At 64.9% G+C, this 21408-nt stretch carries 19 protein-coding genes; 5 read left to right on the top strand and 14 right to left on the bottom strand.

Annotation, left to right across the window (positions count from 1 at the left end; genetic code table 11):
• Positions 1-293: 293 nt before the first annotated feature.
• The gene (locus QX073_RS05935) at positions 294-872 is read left to right on the top strand and encodes a hypothetical protein (protein ID WP_315751653.1); all 579 of its coding nucleotides are present in this window, start codon (positions 294-296) and stop codon (positions 870-872) included.
• A gap of 54 nt (positions 873-926) precedes the next feature.
• Here the strand turns inward: QX073_RS05935 and QX073_RS05930 are convergent, their stop codons facing one another.
• Positions 927-1724 carry an NYN domain-containing protein gene (locus tag QX073_RS05930; protein WP_315751654.1) on the bottom strand — a complete coding sequence of 266 codons (798 nt, stop codon included), beginning with the start codon at positions 1722-1724 and terminating at the stop codon, positions 927-929.
• Between the two features lie 280 nt (positions 1725-2004).
• Here QX073_RS05930 and QX073_RS05925 point away from each other — a divergent pair, with 280 nt between their 5' ends.
• On the top strand, positions 2005-2406 hold the full coding sequence (locus tag QX073_RS05925) for a hypothetical protein (RefSeq protein ID WP_315751655.1): 402 nt from the start codon (positions 2005-2007) through the stop codon (positions 2404-2406).
• Between the two features lie 153 nt (positions 2407-2559).
• Here QX073_RS05925 and QX073_RS05920 read toward each other — a convergent pair whose 3' ends face one another.
• Both QX073_RS05920 and recJ read right to left on the bottom strand, forming a co-directional pair.
• On the bottom strand, positions 2560-3567 hold the full coding sequence (locus QX073_RS05920; RefSeq protein ID WP_315712112.1) for a serine hydrolase: 1008 nt from the start codon (positions 3565-3567) through the stop codon (positions 2560-2562).
• Positions 3568-4436: 869 nt separating this feature from the next.
• Positions 4437-6278, bottom strand: a complete 1842-nt coding sequence (recJ, locus tag QX073_RS05915; protein ID WP_316203586.1) for a single-stranded-DNA-specific exonuclease RecJ — start codon at positions 6276-6278, stop codon at positions 4437-4439.
• A 308-nt stretch (positions 6279-6586) separates the two neighbouring features.
• Between recJ and QX073_RS05910 the strand changes: the two genes are divergently transcribed.
• The gene (locus tag QX073_RS05910) at positions 6587-7675 is read left to right on the top strand and encodes a methyl-accepting chemotaxis protein (RefSeq protein WP_315751656.1); all 1089 of its coding nucleotides are present in this window, start codon (positions 6587-6589) and stop codon (positions 7673-7675) included.
• A 10-nt stretch (positions 7676-7685) separates the two neighbouring features.
• Here QX073_RS05910 and QX073_RS05905 read toward each other — a convergent pair whose 3' ends face one another.
• From QX073_RS05905 to QX073_RS05885, 5 genes are all read right to left on the bottom strand, one after another.
• Complete coding sequence (locus QX073_RS05905; RefSeq protein ID WP_316203585.1) at positions 7686-8405, bottom strand: haloacid dehalogenase type II; 720 nt, start codon at positions 8403-8405, stop codon at positions 7686-7688.
• A gap of 123 nt (positions 8406-8528) precedes the next feature.
• Entirely contained in the window at positions 8529-9530 is a 1002-nt protein-coding gene (gene glpX, locus QX073_RS05900; RefSeq protein WP_315712118.1) for a class II fructose-bisphosphatase, read from the bottom strand.
• 204 nt (positions 9531-9734) lie between these two features.
• Positions 9735-11054 (bottom strand): homoserine dehydrogenase, encoded by a 1320-nt coding sequence (locus tag QX073_RS05895; RefSeq protein WP_315712119.1) that lies wholly within the window; start codon positions 11052-11054, stop codon positions 9735-9737.
• A 39-nt stretch (positions 11055-11093) separates the two neighbouring features.
• The gene (locus QX073_RS05890; RefSeq protein ID WP_315712121.1) at positions 11094-12314 is read right to left on the bottom strand and encodes an LL-diaminopimelate aminotransferase; all 1221 of its coding nucleotides are present in this window, start codon (positions 12312-12314) and stop codon (positions 11094-11096) included.
• Between the two features lie 233 nt (positions 12315-12547).
• Positions 12548-12967 carry a hypothetical protein gene (locus QX073_RS05885; RefSeq protein ID WP_316164783.1) on the bottom strand — a complete coding sequence of 140 codons (420 nt, stop codon included), beginning with the start codon at positions 12965-12967 and terminating at the stop codon, positions 12548-12550.
• 138 nt (positions 12968-13105) lie between these two features.
• Between QX073_RS05885 and QX073_RS05880 the strand changes: the two genes are divergently transcribed.
• Together QX073_RS05880 and QX073_RS05875 are read left to right on the top strand one after the other, a co-directional pair.
• The gene (locus QX073_RS05880) at positions 13106-14911 is read left to right on the top strand and encodes a class I poly(R)-hydroxyalkanoic acid synthase (RefSeq protein ID WP_316225450.1); all 1806 of its coding nucleotides are present in this window, start codon (positions 13106-13108) and stop codon (positions 14909-14911) included.
• 73 nt (positions 14912-14984) lie between these two features.
• Positions 14985-15383 (top strand): MAPEG family protein, encoded by a 399-nt coding sequence (locus QX073_RS05875; protein WP_315751659.1) that lies wholly within the window; start codon positions 14985-14987, stop codon positions 15381-15383.
• A gap of 9 nt (positions 15384-15392) precedes the next feature.
• On the opposite strand, the gene QX073_RS05870 is transcribed toward QX073_RS05875, so the two are convergent.
• From QX073_RS05870 to QX073_RS05845, 6 genes are read right to left on the bottom strand one after another with little or no spacing between them, the layout of a single operon-like run.
• The gene (locus QX073_RS05870) at positions 15393-16442 is read right to left on the bottom strand and encodes a LacI family DNA-binding transcriptional regulator (protein WP_315712126.1); all 1050 of its coding nucleotides are present in this window, start codon (positions 16440-16442) and stop codon (positions 15393-15395) included.
• On the bottom strand, positions 16439-17083 hold the full coding sequence (locus QX073_RS05865; protein ID WP_316170481.1) for a ThuA domain-containing protein: 645 nt from the start codon (positions 17081-17083) through the stop codon (positions 16439-16441). Before QX073_RS05865 ends, QX073_RS05870 begins: the two co-directional genes overlap by 4 nt.
• A gap of 10 nt (positions 17084-17093) precedes the next feature.
• The gene (locus QX073_RS05860; protein ID WP_315712130.1) at positions 17094-18191 is read right to left on the bottom strand and encodes a Gfo/Idh/MocA family oxidoreductase; all 1098 of its coding nucleotides are present in this window, start codon (positions 18189-18191) and stop codon (positions 17094-17096) included.
• A gap of 22 nt (positions 18192-18213) precedes the next feature.
• A complete protein-coding gene (locus QX073_RS05855) occupies positions 18214-19062 on the bottom strand; it encodes a carbohydrate ABC transporter permease (protein ID WP_315826885.1) in 849 nt (282 codons plus the stop codon).
• Entirely contained in the window at positions 19055-19996 is a 942-nt protein-coding gene (locus QX073_RS05850) for a sugar ABC transporter permease (RefSeq protein ID WP_315712132.1), read from the bottom strand. The genes QX073_RS05855 and QX073_RS05850 overlap by 8 nt, the downstream gene beginning before the upstream one ends.
• A 1-nt stretch (position 19997) precedes the next feature.
• Positions 19998-21257 (bottom strand): extracellular solute-binding protein, encoded by a 1260-nt coding sequence (locus QX073_RS05845; protein ID WP_316225449.1) that lies wholly within the window; start codon positions 21255-21257, stop codon positions 19998-20000.
• Positions 21258-21408: the final 151 nt, after the last annotated feature.

The raw sequence follows: 21408 nt of genomic DNA, 5'->3' as shown, positions 1-21408 counted from the left end.
CTGGTCATTGTTCGCGATGACGGAGGGCTGAGGGCCTCCTCGATTGCGGCCACGGTCACACCTTGGCCGCCCACACGCCGGCTAGACTTCGGTGCCCTAGCTCTGGGCGGCGAATACGAATTGCGGGGATTGTTTGCAGGTTCCGTGAACTACACCATGGGAACTCAAACTTCATAGGACAGTCGTATTGTCCAACTGGACACAATTTACCCATTCTTTTGATCTGATTTCGAGCATCTGACGGCATGTTTATCAGTATGCGTGTGTACATCAACTAACAACGGAGCGACGCCATGCGTGTCGCGTTGATCCTCATCGTCATGGCAACCATGACGTCTCCATCGCAAGCGTCTCCTTCGTGTATGAACAAGAGCGAGGCGCGTCATCACTTCGGTTCGGTGCATATTTACTGGCATGGCTCAAACCACTGTTGGGACGCCACACCAATGACGAGGCGCCGCCACATAGCGAGAGTTGAACGCCAAACTGCCGAGCGCAAGCTGCAGAAGGAGCAGCCGCCGCATTGGCGCGACGCGCGATCGGAAATGTTGGCCGCCGCCCGGCCGTTTGAGCCGAGCACTGAATCAGACGACCCGCCCGAGACGACGATGACCAGATCCAACTGGTCAGCGCGGTGGATCGATGTCGCGCAAGTTGGTCCAGTGTCTCTACCCCAGAGCCTCCCCGCCTCCATACCCGCAGCGTCAAATTCCAAACATCAGGCCGAATCCGGCGCGGAGTCTTATGGCGTCGCCCTGATCGTTGTAGGCTCAATGTTGCTGCTTATCGTTGTCGTCGGATTCATGTTCCGACCTGGCGATACGCGCATAGGAGTGATGTTCGCGGCCGTGCACCGCCGAATGTACTCTTGAGTTCGTGGCCGCTCGCAAGTTCTCTCCGACCACGACACGCTGCCACCGACTGGATCACGATTTGGCCGTCGCCTCGCGGTGGCCGGACCTCGACGCCCGCGCCTTGGGCTGCGACGCGCTCGCCGCCTTCACGCGGATGCGCACCGAGCCGCCGCCCTTGGACTGTTCCTCGATCTCGAAGCCGCCCGTCTTGCGCACGAGGTCGCTGAGCTTGCGGCAGCCATAGGTGCGTGGATCGAAGTCGGAGACCAGGTTGGAGAGCTGCTTGCCGACCTCGCCGAGCGCGACCCAGCCGTCCTCGCTCTCCATCTGCGTGATGACCTTCTTGATCATCGGCGTCGCCGCGCTGATCGGCAGCAGCGACTTCGGCGCCGCAGCGCTGTCCGCGTCCTTGCTGCTCGCCGCGTCGCTGCGCAAATTCTCCGTGTAGATGAACCTGCGGCAGGCCTGCCGAAAGCTCTCCGGCGTCTTCTGCTCGCCGAAGCCGAACACGTCGATGCCCTGCTCGCGGATGCGCGCCGCCAGCCGGGTGAAGTCGCTGTCGGACGACACCAGGCAGAAGCCGTCGAAGCGTCCGCTATGCAACAGGTCCATCGCATCGATCACCAGCGTGATGTCGGAGGCGTTCTTGCCGGTCGTGTAGGCGAACTGCTGCTGCGGCACGATCGCGTGGCGCGCCAGCGTATCGGCCCACGGCCTCGAGCGCGGGCTGGAGAAGTCGCCATAGATCCGGCGCACGCTCGCCTCGCCGATCTTGGCGATCTCCTCGAACAGCCCGTCGACGATCTTGGCGGAGGCATTGTCGGCGTCGATCAGGACGGCCAGACGCGGCGAGCGGGGTTCGGACGGCATCAGATGGTCCTTGAGTAGGCCTTGGTCTCATTCCTTATACGCGGGCCGACGTCCATTCGAATGATTTTCTTGAGGCGAATGACGAGACTCGCGATGCGCGACAGGGCGCGGCCACGCGAGGCGCGGCGTGCAGAGGCCACAGAGATATGCGCTGCTGCGCCCCCCACCATTCGTATACGAACAAATTCCGGGTTCCCGGCCTGTTCTGGCGATCGTTTTCACCTTCCCTTAATTTGGGTCGCACAACGATGCGCCCACCCAACGATGGGATCTGCGGCAGATGATCAAGGAAGGCACTTATTCGGCCTGGTTCAGGACCCCCAAAGGCCAGGGAACCGGGATCGTCGAGCTGGTGGGCGGCAAGGTGTGCGGCGGCGACACCGTGCTGAGCTATGCCGGAAGCTACGAGGCCCATGGCGATCGTTTCACCGCCATCATCAAGACGAAGCGCCATGCCCCGGGACAGCCGTCGTTGTTCGGCCCGGACGAGCTGACGCTCAGCCTCGAAGGATGCTGCAGAGGCACGCCCGTCACGTGCACCGGTTATGCCGCAGAAGCACCCGACGTGCCGTTCGAGGCGTTGCTGCTGTTCTCGGCGTCCGACGACGCCCCATCTCCGCCCGCGCCCCGGCCGACGGCAAAATTCAGTCCCGATCATCTGCCGAAGCCGTCCTGGCGCTAGCATCCGACGCGATTGACGTCATCCTTTCCCCTGGGAACCGAACGCCTACGCGGTCGCCAGCGGCAGCTTGCGTTCGGCCACGATCCGCACCGGCGGAAACACGACGCAATCAATCGCATCGGAGGTTGATCGCCAGGGCCATCGACGTCCTGCTCAAGGAACCGACGCGCTGATCTTGCCGACGAGATCGAGGAAGCGCTGCGTTCGGACGCCTGTCCGATTCACGGCCAGATCGACCAGCTCGACGACCACCAGGTGCTTCGAGGGAACGACCACGATCTGCTGTCCGCCGTAGCCGGAGGCAAAATAGCCGCTGATGCCGGATCGGACGCTGCTGAAGGTCCACCAGAGATAGCCGTAACCCCGTCCGGGCTGCTCGGTGTCCGAGAGACGGCTGGTCGATTCCGTCACCCATGTCGGCGGGATCAGTTGAGCCCCATTCCAGCGTCCGCCGTTCAGGAACAGCAGGCCAAACCTCGCCAGGTCTCGCGCGCTCATCCGAAACACATAGGCCGGATGCGACGAGGAGGCTTCCTTCACGTACACGCCGTCTGCGGCGGAGAAATCCTCCATCCCGATCGGCCGGCCGATCCGTCTGTCGAAGCTTGCGAACACGTCGTCGACGGACTGCCGATAGATCGTGCCGAGCGCGTTGAAATCCCAGTTGTTGTAGTACCAGAAACTGCCCGGCGGATGGCTCTCGCGCGCCGGCCGCCTCTGCTTCATCTGCCCCGTCTCATAGGACGCGAGATGATAGACCCCGGAGCGCGCCATCAGTAGCTGACGCACAGTCGCGGTCTGCTCGGCCGGCGAAAGCCCCGGCGGAACGTCGTCGATCTCGAGCGCGGCAAGCGTGCTGTCGAGGTTGATCCGGCCGGCTTCGACGGCGATGCCATACAACGCGCTGAGCAGACTCTTGCGCACGGACCGGACATTGACCTTCGCACCGAGATCGCCGAACGAGGCAACAATGTCGTCGTCCCTCACGACCATGATCGCTGTCGGCTTCTGTTCGACCGCAAACTCCTGCACCTCGCGTGCGATCGGTGCAGACCAGGGCGTCTCGTCCGGGCTTGCCGTCCGCCAATGCAGTCCCGGCTCGGCCTGAGCCCAGGACCAACCCATCGCAAGGATTGCCAGCACGGCAAGCGGACGTCGCATTGGCACGTTCATTCCCGTCTCGACAAAACCGATGTCGAGAATGCTAGAGCAAGACCGACGGACGGTACAGAGGTCACCGGCCATCGATGTCTCTGTCTGCATGGCCGCGGATCTCCACCGCTCGATGACGCAACATGCCCCGTTGCAATTTTTTTATTTTCACCCGCAGCATCAGCCAGATGGCCGCCGCAGCCAGCCCCGCCCTCAAACTTTCCGCTTGCTTTTGTTCCGAAAATCGGAAATAACATCCGCATCCCGTCCTCATGAGAGGGACGTTTCGCGATCGTCATGAACGTGGAGGGCGGGATGCGGTGGCCGCGATCGTGTTGCAGCGTGCTCGATGTACGCGGACGAACGGCAGGTTGCGGACGTGAAATCGCGTGGTCCTGGCGCCCCGATGCTGGCGCCAAGCTCTTGGGAGATGATGATCCCGGGGGCGACGGTGGCTAACAAGCCGGACACCGGGGAGATCGCGTATAAGCGTTAAGACCTCCGCGCAGGGAATGCCGGTTGAAACGGCTTTGCCTGTGGTGACTGCCGCCTGCTTTTTGTTTGCAGGCGGGCCATGGGTGAGGCCTTCACCCGGCATTCCCTGCGCCCTCTTTCATCGGGAGGGTCCTTGACGATGCATCACTCGGGCGCGATGGCGCGGCGGGATGTGAAATCATGCGCGCATTATGGGAAGCGCGACGGCCGTCATACTCCGATGTCGTCCCGGCCTCCGCGCCGGGACCCATACCTACCGGGAGCAGTTCGAGGCACGATCGAGGTGGGCATCTCGTTCTCACAACAACGGCTGCGGCATATGGGTCAGGATCGGCGCTTCGACGACGCACGCAGCTTGTCCGGGACGACTCGTCGATGTTGCTCTACCTGATCATCGCCGGCCCATGGTCCGGCACGGCGACATCGAGCACGCGCAGCTGCACGCGCTCGACACCCTGGTAGCGGTCGACGGTGAGGGTGCCGGCGACGTGCAGGATCTGGCCGCGATGCTGAACCAGGGCGTTGCCGAGCTTCTGGCCCACGCTGCGGAATGCGATCGCATTCACGGCGGCGCCGTCGCCGGATTTGAAGCGCAGCTTGAGATGCGCCTGCCCGACCTCGTCGGCGTAAACCAGCTGATGCGACGGCAGCGCCACGATGGGCTCGGGATTGCCGCTGCCGAAGGGACCGGCGCGATTGAGCGTCGCGACCAGCTCGGGTGTCGCGGCGCGCGCGCTGATGGCGCCGTCGATCAGGATCTCGTTGACGTGACGTGCGTCGGCGACGTCGGCGGCGAGCGCGCTTTCGAGAAAGGCGCGAAACTCGGCCAACCGCTCCTTGCGCAAGGTGACGCCGGCGGCCATCGCGTGCCCGCCGCCCTTCATCAGGATGCCCTGCTCCACGGCGTGGCGGACGGCCTTGCCAAGATCGACGCCCGGAATCGAGCGGCCCGACCCGGTGCCGATGCCGCCCGGCTCGAGCGCGATCGCAAACGCCGGCCGGGCAAACTTTTCCTTGAGCCTGGATGCGACCAGCCCGACCACGCCGGGATGCCAGCCTTCGGATGCGGTCACGATGACGGCGCCCTTGTCCTCCAGCCCGAGCGAGGCCAGCGCCTCCGCTTCGGCCTGCGCTTCGGCCTGCTGCTCGATGATCCGGCGCTCGCTGTTGAGCCGATCGAGCTCGGCGGCGATGCGCGCGGCTTCGGAGATATCGCTTTCCAGGAGCAGGCGCACGCCGAGATCGGCGCGGCCGATGCGCCCGCCGGCATTGATGCGCGGTCCCAGCATGAAGCCGAGATGCCAGGCTTCGGGCGGACCGTTGAGCCGGGCGACATCCATCAGCGCGGTGTGCCCGACATGGTCGCGCCGGCGCATCGCGATCAGGCCCTTGGCGACGAAGGCGCGGTTGAGCGCGATCAGCGGCGCGACGTCGGCGACGGTGCCGAGCGCGACGTGATGCAGCATGCTGAGCAGATCCGGCTCCGGGCGCGTGCTGCTCCAGAAGCCGCGGCCGCGCAGCTCGCGATTGACCGCAACCAGCGTGACCAGCGTCAGCCCGACCGCGGCGAGATAGCCGAGGCCGGAAAGATCATCCGGCCGGTTCGGATTGACCAGCGCCTCGACCTCCGGCAGCTCCTCGCCGCATTGATGGTGATCGATCACCACCACGGACATGCCGAGCCGCCGCGCCTCCGCCAGCGGCTCGAGGCTGGTGGTGCCGCAGTCGACCGTCACGAGCAGCGTCGCGCCCTTGCCGGCGAGCGCCCGGATGGCGTCGACGTTCGGGCCGTAGCCTTCGAAGATGCGGTCGGGAATGTGGATCAGCGGATCGAGCCCGCAATGGCGCAGATGCCAGGCGAGCAGCGCCGCCGAGGTCGCGCCGTCGACATCGTAGTCGCCGAAGATCGCGACCTTCTCGCCCTTGACCACGGCGTCGGCAATGCGCTGCGCCGCCGCCTCCATCTGCGTCACCGTGAACGGATCCGGCATCAGCTTGCGGATGGTCGGATCGAGGAAGTCGTTGACCGCGTCGATCTCGACGTCACGCCCGGCGAGCACGCGCGCTAGCATCTCGGGCAACTGATAGCGCTGCACCATCGTAAGCGCGCGCGCCGCGCCGCGCGCATCCAGCCGGTCGCGCCACAATTTGTTGGTCAGCGACAGCCGCACGCCCAGGAACGCCTGCGGGGCGCTCAGGGGCAGTGCAAGGGCGGATGGTGCCATGATGCGCGGGGCCTCGCTTGCAGCGCAGCGATTCGAAATGGACGCAGTCGAATCTACAGCAACTGGCCTGCCTCAGCAGGTTCCATCCATGAAACCCACCAGAATCGTCCCAGAACTTGGCGGAACTCACAGGAAATCAGGGAAATGCCGCCATATACGGCTGGTTGCCTAAAATTAGAGCTGCGTTCGATGGAGTGCATTAAACAGCCATTAGGCGAACTCCGTAACATTTCAATCAATTATTACGTCCGATTTGTCCGCCCTCTTCGTGCCGACCAGGAGGCGCGGCAACATGGAGTTCATTGCCGATGCTGACCGCGCCCGAGTTGAAGACGCAGCCCTCCGCCGCTCCGGCACAAACGACTCCCAAGGATGACGAGACCGACGTCTCGGCGCTGATCGCGCGGCTCACCGGCGAGGTCAATCAGATCGCCTGCGAGAAGACCAAATCGATCCAGCAGATCACCAACCAGATGAAGATGCTGGCGCTGAACGCGCTGATCGAGAGCTCGCGGGTCGGCGCGCAAGGCGCAGGCTTCGCCGTGGTGGCCCAGGAGGTGCGCGCCGTCGGCCAACTCGTCGAGACCATCGCGCGCGAGCTGGAGGGCCAGCTCACGACGCGCACCGGCAATCTGAAGAGCTCGATCGAGCGCATGACCGAACGCGCCCGCGGCGAGCGCATGGTCGATCTGGCGCTGAACGCGATCGAACTGATCGACCGCAATCTGTATGAGCGGACCTGCGACGTCCGCTGGTGGGCGACCGACTCCGCCGTGGTCGATTGCGCCGCCGCGCCCGATGCCGCCCGCGTCACGCACGTCTCCGAACGGCTCGCGGTGATTCTCTCCGCCTACACCGTCTATCTCGATCTGTGGCTGTGCGATCCGAGCGGCAAGGTGATCGCCAACGGCCGCGCCGACCGCTTCAACGTCGTCGGCCAGAGCGTCGCCGACACCAAATGGTTTCGCGAGGCGCGGGGCTTGCGCTCGGGCGACGACTACGTCGCCGGCGACGTCGAGTGCCAGCCGCTGCTCGGCAACGCCCAGGTCGCGACCTATTGCGCCTCGGTGCGCGAGGACGGCAAGGCGCATGGCAAGCCGCTTGGCGTGCTCGCGATCCATTTCGATTGGGAAGCGCAGGCGCGCGCGATCGTCCAGGGCGTGCGCGTCAGCGAGAGCGACAAGGCCCGCGTGCTGCTGGTGGATTCCAATCTGCGCGTGATCGCATCCTCGGACGGTCAGGGCATTCTCAGCGAGCGGGTGTCGCTGAAGCTCGATGGCAAACGCAGCGGCTTCTATCAGGACATCTCCGGGCGCATGGTCGCGTTCCACGCCACGCCCGGTTACGAGACCTACAAGGGGCTCGGCTGGTATGGCGTGATCGTGTCGGGCGCGTGAGGCAGGGCGATCAGCAGCCGAGCCGGTCGGCGATGCCGTTGAAATCATCGGCGACGATGTCCCAGGCGCCGGTGGCTTCGAAGTCGCGGCTCTGCAGCGGGCCGTATTCGGTGGGGCGGGCGACGAAGGCGGTCTTCAGTCCGTAGCGTTGCGCCGCCTCGAGATCATTGTTGTGCGCGGCGACCATCATCACCTCGCCGGGCGCAAGACCGAGCAGACGCGCGGCGCCGAGATAGGCTTCGGGGTCGGGCTTGTAGTGCGCGAACAGCTCGGCGGAGAGCACGAGGTCCCAGGGCAGACCCGCGAACTTCGCCATGTTGGTGAGCAGTGCGACGTTGCCGTTGGAGAGCGGCGCGATGATGTATTTGGACTTCAGCCGGGTCAGCCCGGCGACGCTGTCGGCCCACGGATGCAGCCGGTGCCAGCCACGGGTGAGATGATCGAGATCGGCTTCGGTCAAGCCGGTGATGCCGAGCTGGGCGACGAGCGTCTCCAGCGAGCGCCGGTGCAGCACGTCGAGGATGACGTAGCCGCGCTCCGGATGCCTGCGGACCTCGTCCATCGAGCCGACATAGAGCCCGCGCCAGCCATCGACCAGCGCGGTCCAGTCGCCCTGGATGCCGCGGGTCTTCGACCACGCGGTGAAGTCGTTGATCAGGCTGGTGCGCCAGTCGACGACGGTGCCGAACACATCGAACACCAGCGCCTTGACCATGGACAGGTCGGACATGCTGAGCCGCTCTCCAATTTCGTCATTCCGGGATCCGCGCACAGCGCGCAGACCCGGGATCTCGCGCCACAATCTCGAGATTCCGGGGTCACGCTCCGCGTGCCCCGGAACGACTGTGCTGGATCAGTCGAGGTGGAACTTCGCCAACTGGCGATGCTCCGCGCGGATGTAGCGCACCGTGCCGGTGACCGAGCGCATCACGACGGTCTCGGTCTCGATCACGCCGTCCTTGCGGAACTTGACGCCGGAGAGCAGCGAGCCGGTGGTGACGCCGGTGGCCGCGAACAGACAGTCGCCGCGGGCCATGTCCTCGATGCCGTAGATCATCTTGGGATCACCGACGCCCATCTTGTGGGCGCGCTCGCGCTTCTCCTCGGTGTCGAGGATCAGGCGGCACTGCATCTGGCCGCCAATGCAGCGCAGCGCCACCGCGGCCAGCACGCCTTCCGGCGCGCCGCCGGTGCCGAGATACATGTCGACGCCGGTGTTGTCGGGATCGGCACAGTGGATCACGCCGGCGACGTCGCCGTCAGTGATCAGGCGCACCGCAGCGCCGGTCGAGCGGACGCCCTGAATGATGTCGGCGTGGCGCGGACGGTCGAGCACCAGCACCGTGATCGCGCCGGGCTCGACGCCCTTGGCCTTGGCGAGCCGTCGCACGTTGTCGGCCGGCGTCGCGTCGATGTCGACGACGCCCTTGGCGTAGCCGGGGCCGACCGCGATCTTCTGCATGTAGACGTCGGGGGCATGCAGCAGCGTGCCGCCATCGGCCATCGCCATGGTCGCGATCGCGCCCGGCATGTTCTTGGCGCACAAGGTCGTCCCCTCGAGCGGGTCGACCGCGATGTCGACCTTGGGCCCGGCATTGAGGCCGACCTTCTCGCCGATATAGAGCATGGGCGCCTCGTCACGCTCGCCCTCGCCGATCACGACCGTGCCCTCGATCGGCAGCTTGTTGAGCTCGCGGCGCATCGCATCCACGGCCGCCTGGTCGGCCGGCTTTTCCTGGCCGTGGCCGCGCAACCGCGCCGCCGACACCGCCGCCCGTTCGGTCACGCGCACCAGCTCCAGCGTCAGGATGCGCTCGAGCAGCAATTGTTGCGGGACAGAAATCTGCGTCGACATCGATCAACTCCTCAAGACGTCAAGGCGGACATCCGCCATCAAAATCTACCGCTCGCACGCCGCCCCCCTGGGCGGCATCCGGGTCAGGCGGTCGGCACGAACGGCCGCTCCCCGCCTGTCTATTCTCCCGGTTTGAGCATGAACCTATACCAAACGCCACGCGTTTGTTTGAGCAGGGACAAGTGGTTCCCTGGGCATCATGCGCTAGTTCTTCTCGATCCGGATCACCTGCGGCTTGCCGCTGATGACCTTGTCGCGCTGCACCGCCTGGAGCGCGCGATGCACGGCGTCCTCGTGTGTCGCATAGGTGATCAGGATGACCGGCACCGGCGCAGACTTGCCGGCCGTCTTCGCCGGCTCGCTGCCATTGGGATGGCGCTGCACGATCGATTCGATCGAGATCTTCTGCTCGGCGAGCCGGGTGGCGATGGTCGCGGCCGTGCCGGCGTGGTCACGCGCCATCAGGCGGATGTAATAGCCACCCTCGTGCCGCTCCATGGGCGCCTTCTCGGTCGCCTGCAGCCTGTCGACCGGACGCCCGAACGGCGCGGCGCGGATGCCGCGCGCGACGTCGGCAATGTCGGCGACGACGGCGGACGCCGTCGCGGCGCCCCCTGCTCCCGGACCGACCAGCGTGATCGGCGGGATACCGTCGCCGTCGATCGTGACCGCGTTGGTGACGCCCATCACCTGGGCGATCGAGGAGGATTTCGGCACCATCGTCGGGTGCACCCGCTGCTCGATGCCCTTGGCGGTGCGCACGGCAACGCCAAGCAGCTTGACGCGGTAGCCGAGCTCCGCCGCCGCGCGCAGGTCCTCCGGCGCGATCGAGGAGATGCCTTCGACATAGACCGAGTTCTGCGCCACCTGGGTGCCGAAGGCGAGGCTCGCCAGGATCGCGAGCTTCTGCGCGGTGTCGTGGCCATGGATGTCGAACGACGGATCGGCCTCGGCATAGCCGAGACGCTGGGCGTCCTTCAGACATTCGTCGAACGACAGCCCCTCCTGCTCCATCCGAGTCAGGATGTAGTTGCAGGTGCCGTTGAGGATGCCATAGACGCGGCTGATGCCGGTGCCGGTGAGCCCTTCGCGCAGGGTCTTGACCACCGGAATGGCCGCGCCGACGGCGGCTTCGAAGTTCAGCGCACCGCCATGCTTCTCGGCCGCCTTGGCGAGCTTCAGGCCATGCTTGGCGATCAGCGCCTTGTTGGCCGTCACCACCGACTTGCCGGCCTTGAGAGCGGTGTCGATCGCCGACAGCGCGGGATCGCCGGCACCGCCCATCAGCTCGACCAGGCAGTCGATTTCGGGATCGCTCGCCAGCGCGATCGGATCCTTGGCCCATTTGATCCCGGACAGATCGATGCCGCGCTTCTTGGCCTTCGACCGCGCCGTCACGGCGACGACCTTCACCGGGCGCCCCGTGCGTTCGGTGAGCACGCGTCCCTCACGCTCGATGAGACGAACGACCTCGACACCCACGGTGCCGAGGCCCGCGATGCCCACTCTCAGGGGTGCGACCATGGAATCAAAGAACCTGTCGAAAGGAAAGTACGGGAGGGCTCAGCGCCGGTTGGCGATGGGAACGACGTTGTGCAACGTTTCGATCCCGCTTTCAAGGAAGCGGCGGACGCCGCGCGCGGCCTGCCGGATGCGCTGCTCGTTCTCGACCATCGCGATGCGGACATAGCCTTCGCCATGTTCGCCGAAGCCGACGCCCGGCGACACCGCGACGCCGGACTTCTCGACCATGAGCGTCGCGAACTGCATGCTGCCGAGGCTCTTGAACTTCTCCGGCAAAGGCGCCCAGGCGAACATCGACGCCTCCGGCGACGGGATCTCCCAGCCGGCCCGGCCGAACGCCTCGACCAGTGTGTCGCGGCGCTTGCGGTAGACGTCGCGCATCTCGCGAATGCAGTCGTCGGGACCGTTCAGAGCAGCCGTGGCCGCGACCTGCACCGGCGTGAACGCGCCGTAGTCGAGATAGGATTTCACGCGCGCGAGCGCCGCGATGATGCGCTCGTTGCCGACGGCAAAGCCCATGCGCCAACCGGCCATCGAATAGGTCTTCGACATCGAGGTGAACTCGACCGCGACATCCATCGCGCCAGGCACCTGCAGCACCGACGGCGGCGGGTTCTTGTCGTCGAAATACACCTCGGCATAAGCGAGGTCCGACAGGATCAGGATCTCGTGCTTCTTCGCGAATGCGACGAGGTCGCGATAGAAGTCGAGGCTCGCGACATAGGCGGTCGGGTTGCTCGGATAGCAGACGATCAGCGCAAGCGGCTTCGGGATGGAATGAATGATCGCGCGCTCGGCCGCCTCGAAGAACTGCGGCGTCGGCTCGGAAGGCACCGACCGGATCACGCCGCCCGCCATCAGGAAGCCGAAGGCGTGGATCGGATAGCTCGGATTCGGGCAGAGAATGACGTCGCCCGGCGCGGTGATCGCCTGCGCGACGTTGGCAAAGCCTTCCTTGGAGCCGAGCGTCGCCACGATCTGGGTGTCGGGATTGAGCTTCACCCCGAAACGGCGATCGTAATAGGCGGCCTGCGCCCGGCGCAGTCCGACGATGCCGCGCGAGGCCGAATAGCGGTCGGTCCGCGGCTTGCCCAGGGTCTCCCTGAGCTTCTCCAGCACGTGCGGCGGCGCCGGCAGATCCGGATTGCCCATGCCGAGATCGATGATGTCGGCCCCGGCGTTCCGCGCGGCCGCCTTGGCCCGGTTGACCTGCTCGAACACGTAAGGCGGCAGACGGCGGATGCGATAGAAATCTTCCATGGGTCTCTCGGCTCCGGCAACCGGGGGCGGATTCGCCAGCAGAGCTGGCGCTGCGGCGGCGCACGCCATGCCTTGAAACCGGTGCTGGATCAGGAGCTTAGCACGGGCTCGCGGCTTGGCTGGCAACGACACGCGGAGGTGTTGATTCCGGTTGTTTTATCATGGCCGCCGCGCCGCGCCAGACAATTACGCCGCTCCGGGCGGCCGATCGCCCAGCCCTTGTCCCTGGCCGATCATTTGGGCCTGGTGCTGGTGCCCGCCGAGGCTTGGCGGTCGCGCGCCGCGAGCAGCTCCTTTTCGATCTTGTCGCGCTCCTGCGGCGAGATGATCGGCGCATCGCGGTCGCGCGGCACGTCGTTGACGGGCAGATACCCGCCCGGCTCCTTGGGCCGGGCGATCGCATCCGCGTCGAGCGAAGGCATGTCCGCTATTGGACTGGAGCACCCGGCAAGCGCGAGCGCGCCGAACACAACGAGCCCCGCAACAAGGGCGCGCCGTCCCGAACTCCAGCCTCGCCCCTGCGTCCCCACGCGCACGTCCCTCAGCCCCCAACTTCCAGTCGACGGTCCCCGGCCAAACCGCAACGCGGCGCATTTTGCCGCAGCACAACCAATTGTCACTCGAAACGTGACCGGCTTGAACAGGAATTTCATCCAGCTACGTGATCATGATGTCGGAAGCGAGAGATTTTTTCGCAGCGCAACAATCAGAAATCGAATTTGCCGCAAACTCGCGGATTATTGATCTCGCTCGGTGACGAAACGGTCCCGACGCGATAGTGTGATCCAGCCATGACCGACGTTCAGAACAGCAGCAATCCAGAAAAAACATTCGATGCGGAAGCGTTCGCGATGAACATCGCGAAAGCCATGGAAAGCAGCGGCAAGGCGCTCTCGGCCTACCTGAAGCCGCGCGAGACGGGCGAAGTTCAGGACCGGCCACCAACCGAATTGACCGAAGTCGTCAAATCCTTCACCGCCGTCGCCGACTACTGGCTGTCGGACAAGGATCGCGCCAGCGACATCCAGACCAAGATCGCCAAGGGCTATCTCGATTTGTGGGGCTCGGCCGCGCGCCGTCTCGCCGGCGAAGACGTACCCCCGGCCATTTCGCCCTCCCCGCGCGACAAGCGCTTCGCCGATCCGGAATGGAAGTCGAACCAGTTCTTCGATTTCGTGATGCAGGCCTATCTGCTGACGACGCAGTGGGCGCAGGACCTTGTCCACAATGCCGAGGGCCTCGATCCGCACACGCGCAAGAAGGCCGAGTTCTACGTCAACCAGATCACCAATGCGCTGGCGCCCTCGAATTTCGTCCTGACCAATCCGGAGGTGCTGCGGCAGACGGTAGCGTCGAGCGGCGATAATCTTGTGCGTGGCATGCAGATGCTCGCGGAGGACATCGAGGCCGGCAAGGGCTCGCTGAAGATCCGCCAATCCGACCCGGCCAATCTCGAGGTCGGCGTCAACATGGCGACGACGCCGGGCAAGGTGATCTTCCAGAACGAGATGATGCAGTTGATCCAGTACGCGCCGTCGACGGAGAACGTGCTGCGCACGCCGCTGCTGATCGTGCCGCCCTGGATCAACAAGTTCTACATCCTCGATCTGCGCCCCGAGAAATCCTTCATCAAATGGTGCGTCGATCAGGGCCTCACGGTGTTCGTGATCTCCTGGGTCAATCCCGACAAGAAGCTCGGGACCAAGACCTGGGAAGACTACATGAAGGAAGGTCCGCTCACCGCGATGGATGTGATCGAGAAGGTGACGGGTGAGATGAAGGTGCACACGCTTGGCTATTGCGTCGGCGGCACCATGCTCGCGACCACGCTGGCCTGGCTCGCCGACAAGCGCCGCCAGCGCGTGACCTCGGCGACCTTCCTCGCCGCCCAAGTCGACTTCACCCATGCCGGCGATCTGCTGGTGTTCGTCGACGAAACCCAGATCTCGGCGCTGGAGCGCGACATGCAGGCTTCGGGCGTGCTCGAGGGCAGCAAGATGGCGATGGCCTTCAACATGCTGCGCTCGAACGACCTGATCTGGTCCTATGTCGTCAACAACTACCTGAAGGGCCAGCCGCCGCAGGCATTCGACCTGCTGCACTGGAACTCGGACGCCACGCGGATGTCGGCGGCGAACCATTCCTACTACCTGCGCAACTGCTATCTGGAGAACCGGCTGACGCAGGGCACGATGGTGCTGGACAACACGCTGCTGGATCTCTCCAAGGTGAAGGTGCCGGTCTACAACCTCGCCACCCGCGAGGACCACATCGCGCCGGCCGACTCCGTGCTGTACGGATCGCAATTTTTCGGCGGTCCGGTGAAGTACGTGCTTTCGGGCTCGGGCCACATCGCCGGCGTCGTCAATCCGCCCTCCTCCGGCAAGTATCAGTACTGGACCAATGACCAGATCCACGACATCTCGCTGAAGGACTGGATGAAGGGCGCGCTGGAGCACAAGGGCTCGTGGTGGCCGGACTGGCGCGAATGGCTGAGCCAGCTCGATCCGGAGGAGGTTCCCGCGCGCGGCGTCGGCAGCGAGGCCTATCCACCGCTCGAGGATGCGCCGGGCTCCTATGTCCGCGTCCGCGCATAGCGCGATCCGCCGCGATTGACTATAAACGCTCCGTCCCGCCGGGACGGGACGGGAATCAGTTGAGGGGATCTCGATGACGCGCGAACTGTTCTGGCTGACGCTCACGGTCATTCTGACCGGCCTGCTGTGGGTTCCCTACATCCTGAACCGCTGCCAGGTCCGCGGCCTGACGGGCGCGATGGCCAACCCCTCCCGCAACGACAAGCCGCACGCGCCGTGGGCGACCCGGCTGATGTTCGCGCACGACAACGCGGTCGAGAACCTCGTGATCTTCGCGCCGCTGGTGCTGATCCTCAACGCGATCGACTATTCGACCAAATGGACCGTGCTCGCCTGCGCCGTCTATTTCTGGTCGCGCGTCGCCCACGTCATCGTCTACGCGATCGGCCTGCCCGTATTTCGCACCCTTGCGTTCGTCGTCGGCTTCATCGCCCAGGCCGTCCTGGCGCTCGCGATCTTCGGCTGGCTCTAGGCCTGTCGGCTAGGGAAGATTGTCCCGCAGGAAGATGTCGATGCGGATGCGCTCCTGATCGGGGCTGATCGGCTCGCCCGAGCAATGCGCGAGCAGGACCCGCGCAGCCGAGCGCGCCTCGTGGCCGGGATCCTGGTTGATGATGGCGTCGCACGTGCCGCGGACCAGGAACCGCCTGGTGTGCTGGGTCAGCTCATGGGTGATCCAGACCACCTCCCGGGCGCGGCCGGATGCCTCGAGGGCATCGGCGATGCCACGGTTGCCGGCGCCACAACAGTAGATGCCGCGCAGATCCGGATGGCGCGCGAGCAGCGCGGCGGTCAGCTCCCGCGTGCGCTCGCTCTCATCGCGGCCTTCGATTGCCGGAAGCGCGAGCAGGTTCGGGTACTCGCTGGACAGGATCTGGTGAAAGCCGAATTGCCGCTCGGCGTGATCGCGCAGCGACAATGATCCCGCGATCACGGCAACCGTCCCCTCGCGACCGCCGAGATAGCGCCCCATCAGCGTGGCCGCCGTCCGCCCCGCGGCAGGGTTGTCGATGCCGACGTAGTGCAGGCGGCGCGAGCTCGGGGCGTCCGAGACCAGGGTCACCACCGCGACGCCGCGCGCGGTGAGTTCGTCGATCGCGGCGCGCACTCTGGGGTGATCCAGCGCGATGACCGCAACGCCCTGATAGGCCGGCGACAGGTTCTCCAGCGCACCGGCCAGCACGTCAGGATCGAACACGTCGACGTGGAGGATATCGATGAAGCCGCGCTGACCGGCCAGCCACTCTGCCGTGCGCTGGACCTGCTCGGTCAGGATGGTCATGAAGCTGTTGCCACCGGTCGGCAGCACGAAGGCAAAGCGGAAGCTCTGGCCGCGCGCGAGCCGTGCCGCTGCGACGTCGGCGCGATAACCCAGCTTGGCAACAGCGGCCTCCACCCGGGCAACGGTCTTGGCACGCACGCCCTCGCGCCGGTTGATGACGCGGTCGACGGTGGCGAGCGACACGCCCGCCGTCCGCGCGACGTCCTCCAGCGTGGCCCGGACCGGTAACGGGTTCGCGTCAGCCGTCACTCGCGCGCCGCCCATAGCATGCCGCGGGTCATCAACGTCCGGATCTCCGGCACGTCGAGCTCGTAGGCACGGTGGCCGAGCGAGGAATAGAACACCCTGCCCGCGCCGTAACGCTTCTTCCAGACCACCGGCATCACCACCCCCTCGATCCACGGGGCGTGCTCTCCGGTGAAGGTCGTGGTCGCCAACACCTCATTGGCCGGATCGACGTGCATGTAATACTGCTCTGAACGGTGCTCGAAACTTGTCAGGCCCTTCATGATGGGATCGTCCGGCCTGGTCAAGTCGACCCGATAGTCGATGATGTTGCCGGGATGGGCGACCCATTGCCCGCCGCACAGGAACTGGTAGTCGACCGAATCCCGGAAGGCATCGCACATGCCGCCATGATGGCCGGCGAGCCCGACGCCGCGGCGCACCGCCGCGCAGAGGTTGAGCGCTTCCGCCTTCTCGATCTTGGACATCGTGTAGATCGGGATGATCAGCGACAGATCGTGGATCGCAGGATCTGCGAACGCGGCCGTCGTGGTCTCGATCCGCACCTCGAAGCCTTCCGCCTTGAGCCAGCCGCGAATCATCGAGGCACAGAGATCGGGGTCATGTCCTGGCCAGCCGCCCCATACAATCATTGCCTTGCGCATGTCTCTGTCCTCAGTCGATCTGTCCGGTGTCGCGTCCAACAGGCAACATCGCCGGCCGCTCCACGCGGCTCTCGATCTTGACCCGCCGCCCTTCGCTTGCGGAGGTCTGGAACGCCTCCATGACCTCCAGCACGTGGAAGGCGAGCGCACCGCTGGCCCGATGCGGCCGGTCGTTCAGGATCGCGGTCGCCATATCGGCCACGCCGATGGAGCGGAACTCACCGTCGACGTGACCATGCGTCAACGGCATCGTCTGCCAGTCGCCGCCGGTCTTGGCGACCTGCACCTCGCCGCCGAAGCGGTTGGGGTCCGGCACCAGCATGCTGCCCTCGGCGCCATAGATCTCGATGGGCGCGTGCCGGTGCTTCGGAACGTCGAAGCTCATGGTGACCGAGACCACCGCCCCGCTCTCGAACTCGAGCGTGCCCGCGACGTGGGTCGCGACCTCGACCGGGATCAGCGTGCCGTTCATCGGCTGGCTGGTGACCAGGCGTTCGGATCTTGGGCGCGCGGTCGAGCCCATCACGCTCGCGACCGGGCCAAGCAACTGCACCAGATCGGTGATGTAGTACGGGCCCATGTCGAGCATCGGCCCGCCGCCGCGCAGGTAATAGAAGCCCGGCGCCGGATGCCAGCGCTCATGGCCGGGACAGCCGAAGAACGCGCTGCCCGCGACAGGCGTGCCGATCGCGCCGTCGTCGATCAGCTTGCGCGCGGTCTGGTGGCCGCCGCCGAGGAACGTGTCGGGCGCGCAGCCGACCCGCAGGTTCTTCTGCGCGGCAAGCTCGATCACCTTGCGGGCTTCCGCGACGTCGATTCCGAGCGGCTTCTCGGAATGAACGTGCTTGCCGGCATTTAGCACGGCGAGACTGACGTCGGTATGGGCGAGCGGCACGGTGAGATTGATGACGATCTCGACGTCATCGCGCTTCAGCAATTGATCGACCCGCATCGCCGGCAGGCCGAAGGCTGCGCCCTGTCGCTCGGCTGCGTCGCTGCGCATGTCGGCGAGCGCCTTGATGTCCAGAACGGGGAAGCGCTGGGCCGCCTTCAGATAGGCGGTGCTGATGTTGCCGCAGCCGATGATGCCGATGCCGACTTTTCTCATTGGGGTCTCCGTGAGGTCCGGTTCATCCCTTGACCGCGCCCGACGTCAGGCCGGCAACGATGTGCTTCTGCGCCAGGAGGAAGAGGATGATCGTTGGCAGGATGGTCAGGGTGATGAAGGCGAGGATCAGGTGCCACTCAGACGAATACTCGCCCTGATAGACCATGATGCCGAGCGGCCATGGATACAGCGCATCGGTGTTGAGCATCACCAGCGGCAGCAGATAGGCGTTCCAGCTGTTGACGAAGGTAATGGTGCCGACCGTCGCCAGGATCGGGCGCGACAATGGCAACGTCACGTAGCGGAAGAATTTGATATAGCTGCAGCCGTCGACCAGCGCGGCCTCGAGCAGCTCGTAGGGGATGTCCTTGAAGAAGCGGCGCAGCAACAGCACGCTCATGGCGAGGCTGAAGGCGACCTGCGGCAGCGCGACGCCGAAATAGGTGTCGAGCAGCCCGAGATCGCGCACCTTGATGAACAGCGGCAACACCGCGGTCGCCGCCGGAAACAGCAGGCCGAGCGTCAAATAGCTCAGCAGCATCGAGCTGCCGTAGAATCGGACATGGGCAAAGGTGAAGGCCGCCATCGACGCGACGATGAGAGTCAGAACGACCGTCAGCGTGGAGATGATCAGCGAATTGCGCAGGAGCTGCCAGTAGCGCCCGGAGAACAGGATATCGGCATAGTTCTGCCACGCCCAGTGCTGCGGCAGGCCGAACGGATTCACGCGCAATTCCCCGAGCGACTTGAAGCCACCGAGCAGCGTCGCAAGCAGCGGCACCAGCACGAAGATGGCGACGATCGCGAGGAACACCGTCTTGAACAGCACGGCGGGATCGAATGGTGCCCGGAACGTCTCCACCTTATTCATCGCGCATGAACCATCGCTTGTAGGTGAAGGCAAAGGTCACGCAGATCACGAACAGGATGACGCCGATGGCGCTGCCATAGCCGACCCGCATCCGGGAGATGCCGTTGTTGTAGAGAAAGCTCACCATTGTATTCGAGGAGTCGGCGGGCCCTCCGCGCGTCAGCGGCATCACCAGGTCGAACAGCTGCAGCGAGCCGACGATGGCGAAGAACACCGAGAGCCGAATCGTCGGGTAGAGCAAGGGAATGACGATGTGGCGCAGGCTCTGCGACCGCGTCGCACCGTCGATCCGGGCGGCCTCGATCAGGCTCTTGTCGATGCTCTGCAGCGCGGCGATGAACAGCATCATGTGGAAGCCGAAATACTTCCAGACGATCACGATCAGCACCGCCAGCATCGCGGTGTCGGTCGACGCCAGCAGATGCGGCGGCTCGGCGCCGAAGCTGCGCCAGATCGACGCGACCAGGCCATAATCGCCGTCATAGACGAAGCTGAAGATCAGCCCGGTCGCGATCTCGGCGAGGATATAGGGCATGAAGAACAGCATCCGCAGCGCCACCGCGCCGCGGAACCGCTCCGCGAGCATCAGGGCCAGCGTCAGCGCCAGCGGCAACTGGACACACAGCGAGACCGCAATGATCAGGCCGTTGTTGCGCAGCGCGAGCCAGAACGCGCGCGTCTCCAGCACGAAACGATAGTTGTCAAAGCCGATCCAATGGGTCGGCCTGCCGAACCCATTCCAGTTGAAGCCCGAGTACCAGGCGGCCTCGCCGATCGGCAGCACCACGAAGAGCGTGAACAGCAGCAGCGCAGGCGGCAGGAACAGGATCAGGACGGTGAAGCGGCCGTCCCAGCTCGGGCCGCCCACCGCGCGCGTGGAGAGCGATGCCGGCGATACACCCATCGCCGGCGAACTCGCGATCGGACGTGCCACGTCAGTTGCCCTGCTTCCGCGCTGCCTCGATCGCCTTGGCAGCCTCCTGCGGACTCATGCTGCCGCCGGCGATCTCCGCGGAGACATCGTTGACGACGCGACCGACGGAGGGGCCGAGGCTCTGGTCATAGAAGTTCTGGTGATAGTTCGATTTGGCCAGATTGGACGCGATCAGCTTCATGAAGGAATTGTTGAGGCCGGCGTCCGCGCCCTGCACCACCGGGATGATGAAATTTCCCGCCGCCAACCGTGTCTGGACGTCCTTGGAGATGAAGTACTTCAGGAAATCGACGGCTTCCTTGGGCGAGCCCTTGGTGACCAACCAGCCGGTGATGCCGCCGAGCGTATCCGTCGGCGCGCCCTTGCCGCCTTGCACGACCGGAAAATCGAACCAGCAGATCTTGTCTTCGCTCAAGCCGACCTTGTCGGCGGCGAGCGCCCGCTGCAGATTGTAGACGGAGCTGATCGCGAGCGTCATCGCCGCCTTGCCATCGCCGAAATATCCGACGGCCTGCGGGTTCTTGAAGCCAAGAAAGCCATTCTGGAATGGCTGGAGATCGACGAGCTGCTTGAACAGCTCGCCTGATTTGACGAAGGTGTCGCCGGCAAAGCCGCCATTCTCGCCGCGCAGCGCCGCGTCGAATGCCGGCTTGCCGCCGATCCGCACCGCAAGATGCGTCCAGTAGAAATGCAGCGGCCATTTGTCGGCGCCGCCGACCACGATCGGGGTCACGCCGGCCGCCTTCAACGTCTTCACGGCGCTCAGCAGATCGTCCCAGCTCTTGATCGCCGTGGGATCGACCTTGGCCTTGGCCATCAGCTCCTTGTTGCAGGCGAAGCCGACCTGCGACAGCGAGATCGGAAGGCCGTAGACGTGGCCGCCATCGGTGAATGCCGCGAGCGCCGCCGGAGTCACGCTGTCGCTGTAGCCTTTCACCTGCTCGGTGATGTCCTCGAGCACGCCAGCCTCGATCTGCGCCTTCAGGACACCGCCAGCCCAGCTATAGATGATGTTCGGCCGGTCCTTGGACTGCAGGATGGTCGGCAGCTTGGCCTTGTAGGCCTCGTTTTCGAGGAACTGCATCTCGATCTTGACGCCCGGATGCGACGCCTCATAAGCGCGGGCCACCTCCTCCCAGATCTTCACCTGGGCCGGATTGACCTCGATATGCAGCCATTTCACGGTGATGTCGGCGCTCGCGGCGGTGGTCCAGAGCAGGCATGCGGCAGCCGCGAGTCCCAGCTTCGCGAGCACTCTCATCACAATCCTCCCAACCGTCCTTTTTGTTGCGGTAATCCTGTCCTCATTTTTTGAGGTACGCAACTAAAAAACTGACCTGACAACCTCAGACGATGAGCGTCGCGCGTGCGACCGGAATGACGTGCCTCACTCCGCGCGCGTGAGTTCCATT

Source organism: Bradyrhizobium sp. SZCCHNS3052 (assembly GCF_032484495.1).
In the GTDB taxonomy this organism is placed as follows: Bacteria; Pseudomonadota; Alphaproteobacteria; order Rhizobiales; family Xanthobacteraceae; genus Bradyrhizobium.
Note: the sequence above shows the minus strand (reverse complement) of the source record. Positions and strands in the feature narration are given on the sequence as shown.

Bases quoted from the DNA above. Each gene is read 5' to 3' on its own strand.
- QX073_RS05920 (WP_315712112.1), bottom strand. From the start codon at position 3,567: ATGCGACGTCCGCTTGCCGTGCTGGCAATCCTTGCGATGGGTTGGTCC.
- recJ (WP_316203586.1), bottom strand. From the start codon at position 6,278: ATGGCACCATCCGCCCTTGCACTGCCCCTGAGCGCCCCGCAGGCGTTC.
- QX073_RS05860 (WP_315712130.1), bottom strand. From the start codon at position 18,191: ATGAGAAAAGTCGGCATCGGCATCATCGGCTGCGGCAACATCAGCACC.
- QX073_RS05855 (WP_315826885.1), bottom strand. From the start codon at position 19,062: ATGAATAAGGTGGAGACGTTCCGGGCACCATTCGATCCCGCCGTGCTG.
- QX073_RS05910 (WP_315751656.1), top strand. From the start codon at position 6,587: ATGCTGACCGCGCCCGAGTTGAAGACGCAGCCCTCCGCCGCTCCGGCA.
- QX073_RS05895 (WP_315712119.1), bottom strand. From the start codon at position 11,054: ATGGTCGCACCCCTGAGAGTGGGCATCGCGGGCCTCGGCACCGTGGGT.
- glpX (WP_315712118.1), bottom strand. From the start codon at position 9,530: ATGTCGACGCAGATTTCTGTCCCGCAACAATTGCTGCTCGAGCGCATC.
- QX073_RS05880 (WP_316225450.1), top strand. From the start codon at position 13,106: ATGACCGACGTTCAGAACAGCAGCAATCCAGAAAAAACATTCGATGCG.
- QX073_RS05845 (WP_316225449.1), bottom strand. From the start codon at position 21,257: ATGAGAGTGCTCGCGAAGCTGGGACTCGCGGCTGCCGCATGCCTGCTC.
- QX073_RS05905 (WP_316203585.1), bottom strand. From the start codon at position 8,405: ATGTCCGACCTGTCCATGGTCAAGGCGCTGGTGTTCGATGTGTTCGGC.
- QX073_RS05875 (WP_315751659.1), top strand. From the start codon at position 14,985: ATGACGCGCGAACTGTTCTGGCTGACGCTCACGGTCATTCTGACCGGC.
- QX073_RS05890 (WP_315712121.1), bottom strand. From the start codon at position 12,314: ATGGAAGATTTCTATCGCATCCGCCGTCTGCCGCCTTACGTGTTCGAG.
- QX073_RS05935 (WP_315751653.1), top strand. From the start codon at position 294: ATGCGTGTCGCGTTGATCCTCATCGTCATGGCAACCATGACGTCTCCA.
- QX073_RS05925 (WP_315751655.1), top strand. From the start codon at position 2,005: ATGATCAAGGAAGGCACTTATTCGGCCTGGTTCAGGACCCCCAAAGGC.
- QX073_RS05885 (WP_316164783.1), bottom strand. From the start codon at position 12,967: ATGAAATTCCTGTTCAAGCCGGTCACGTTTCGAGTGACAATTGGTTGT.
- QX073_RS05865 (WP_316170481.1), bottom strand. From the start codon at position 17,083: ATGCGCAAGGCAATGATTGTATGGGGCGGCTGGCCAGGACATGACCCC.
- QX073_RS05930 (WP_315751654.1), bottom strand. From the start codon at position 1,724: ATGCCGTCCGAACCCCGCTCGCCGCGTCTGGCCGTCCTGATCGACGCC.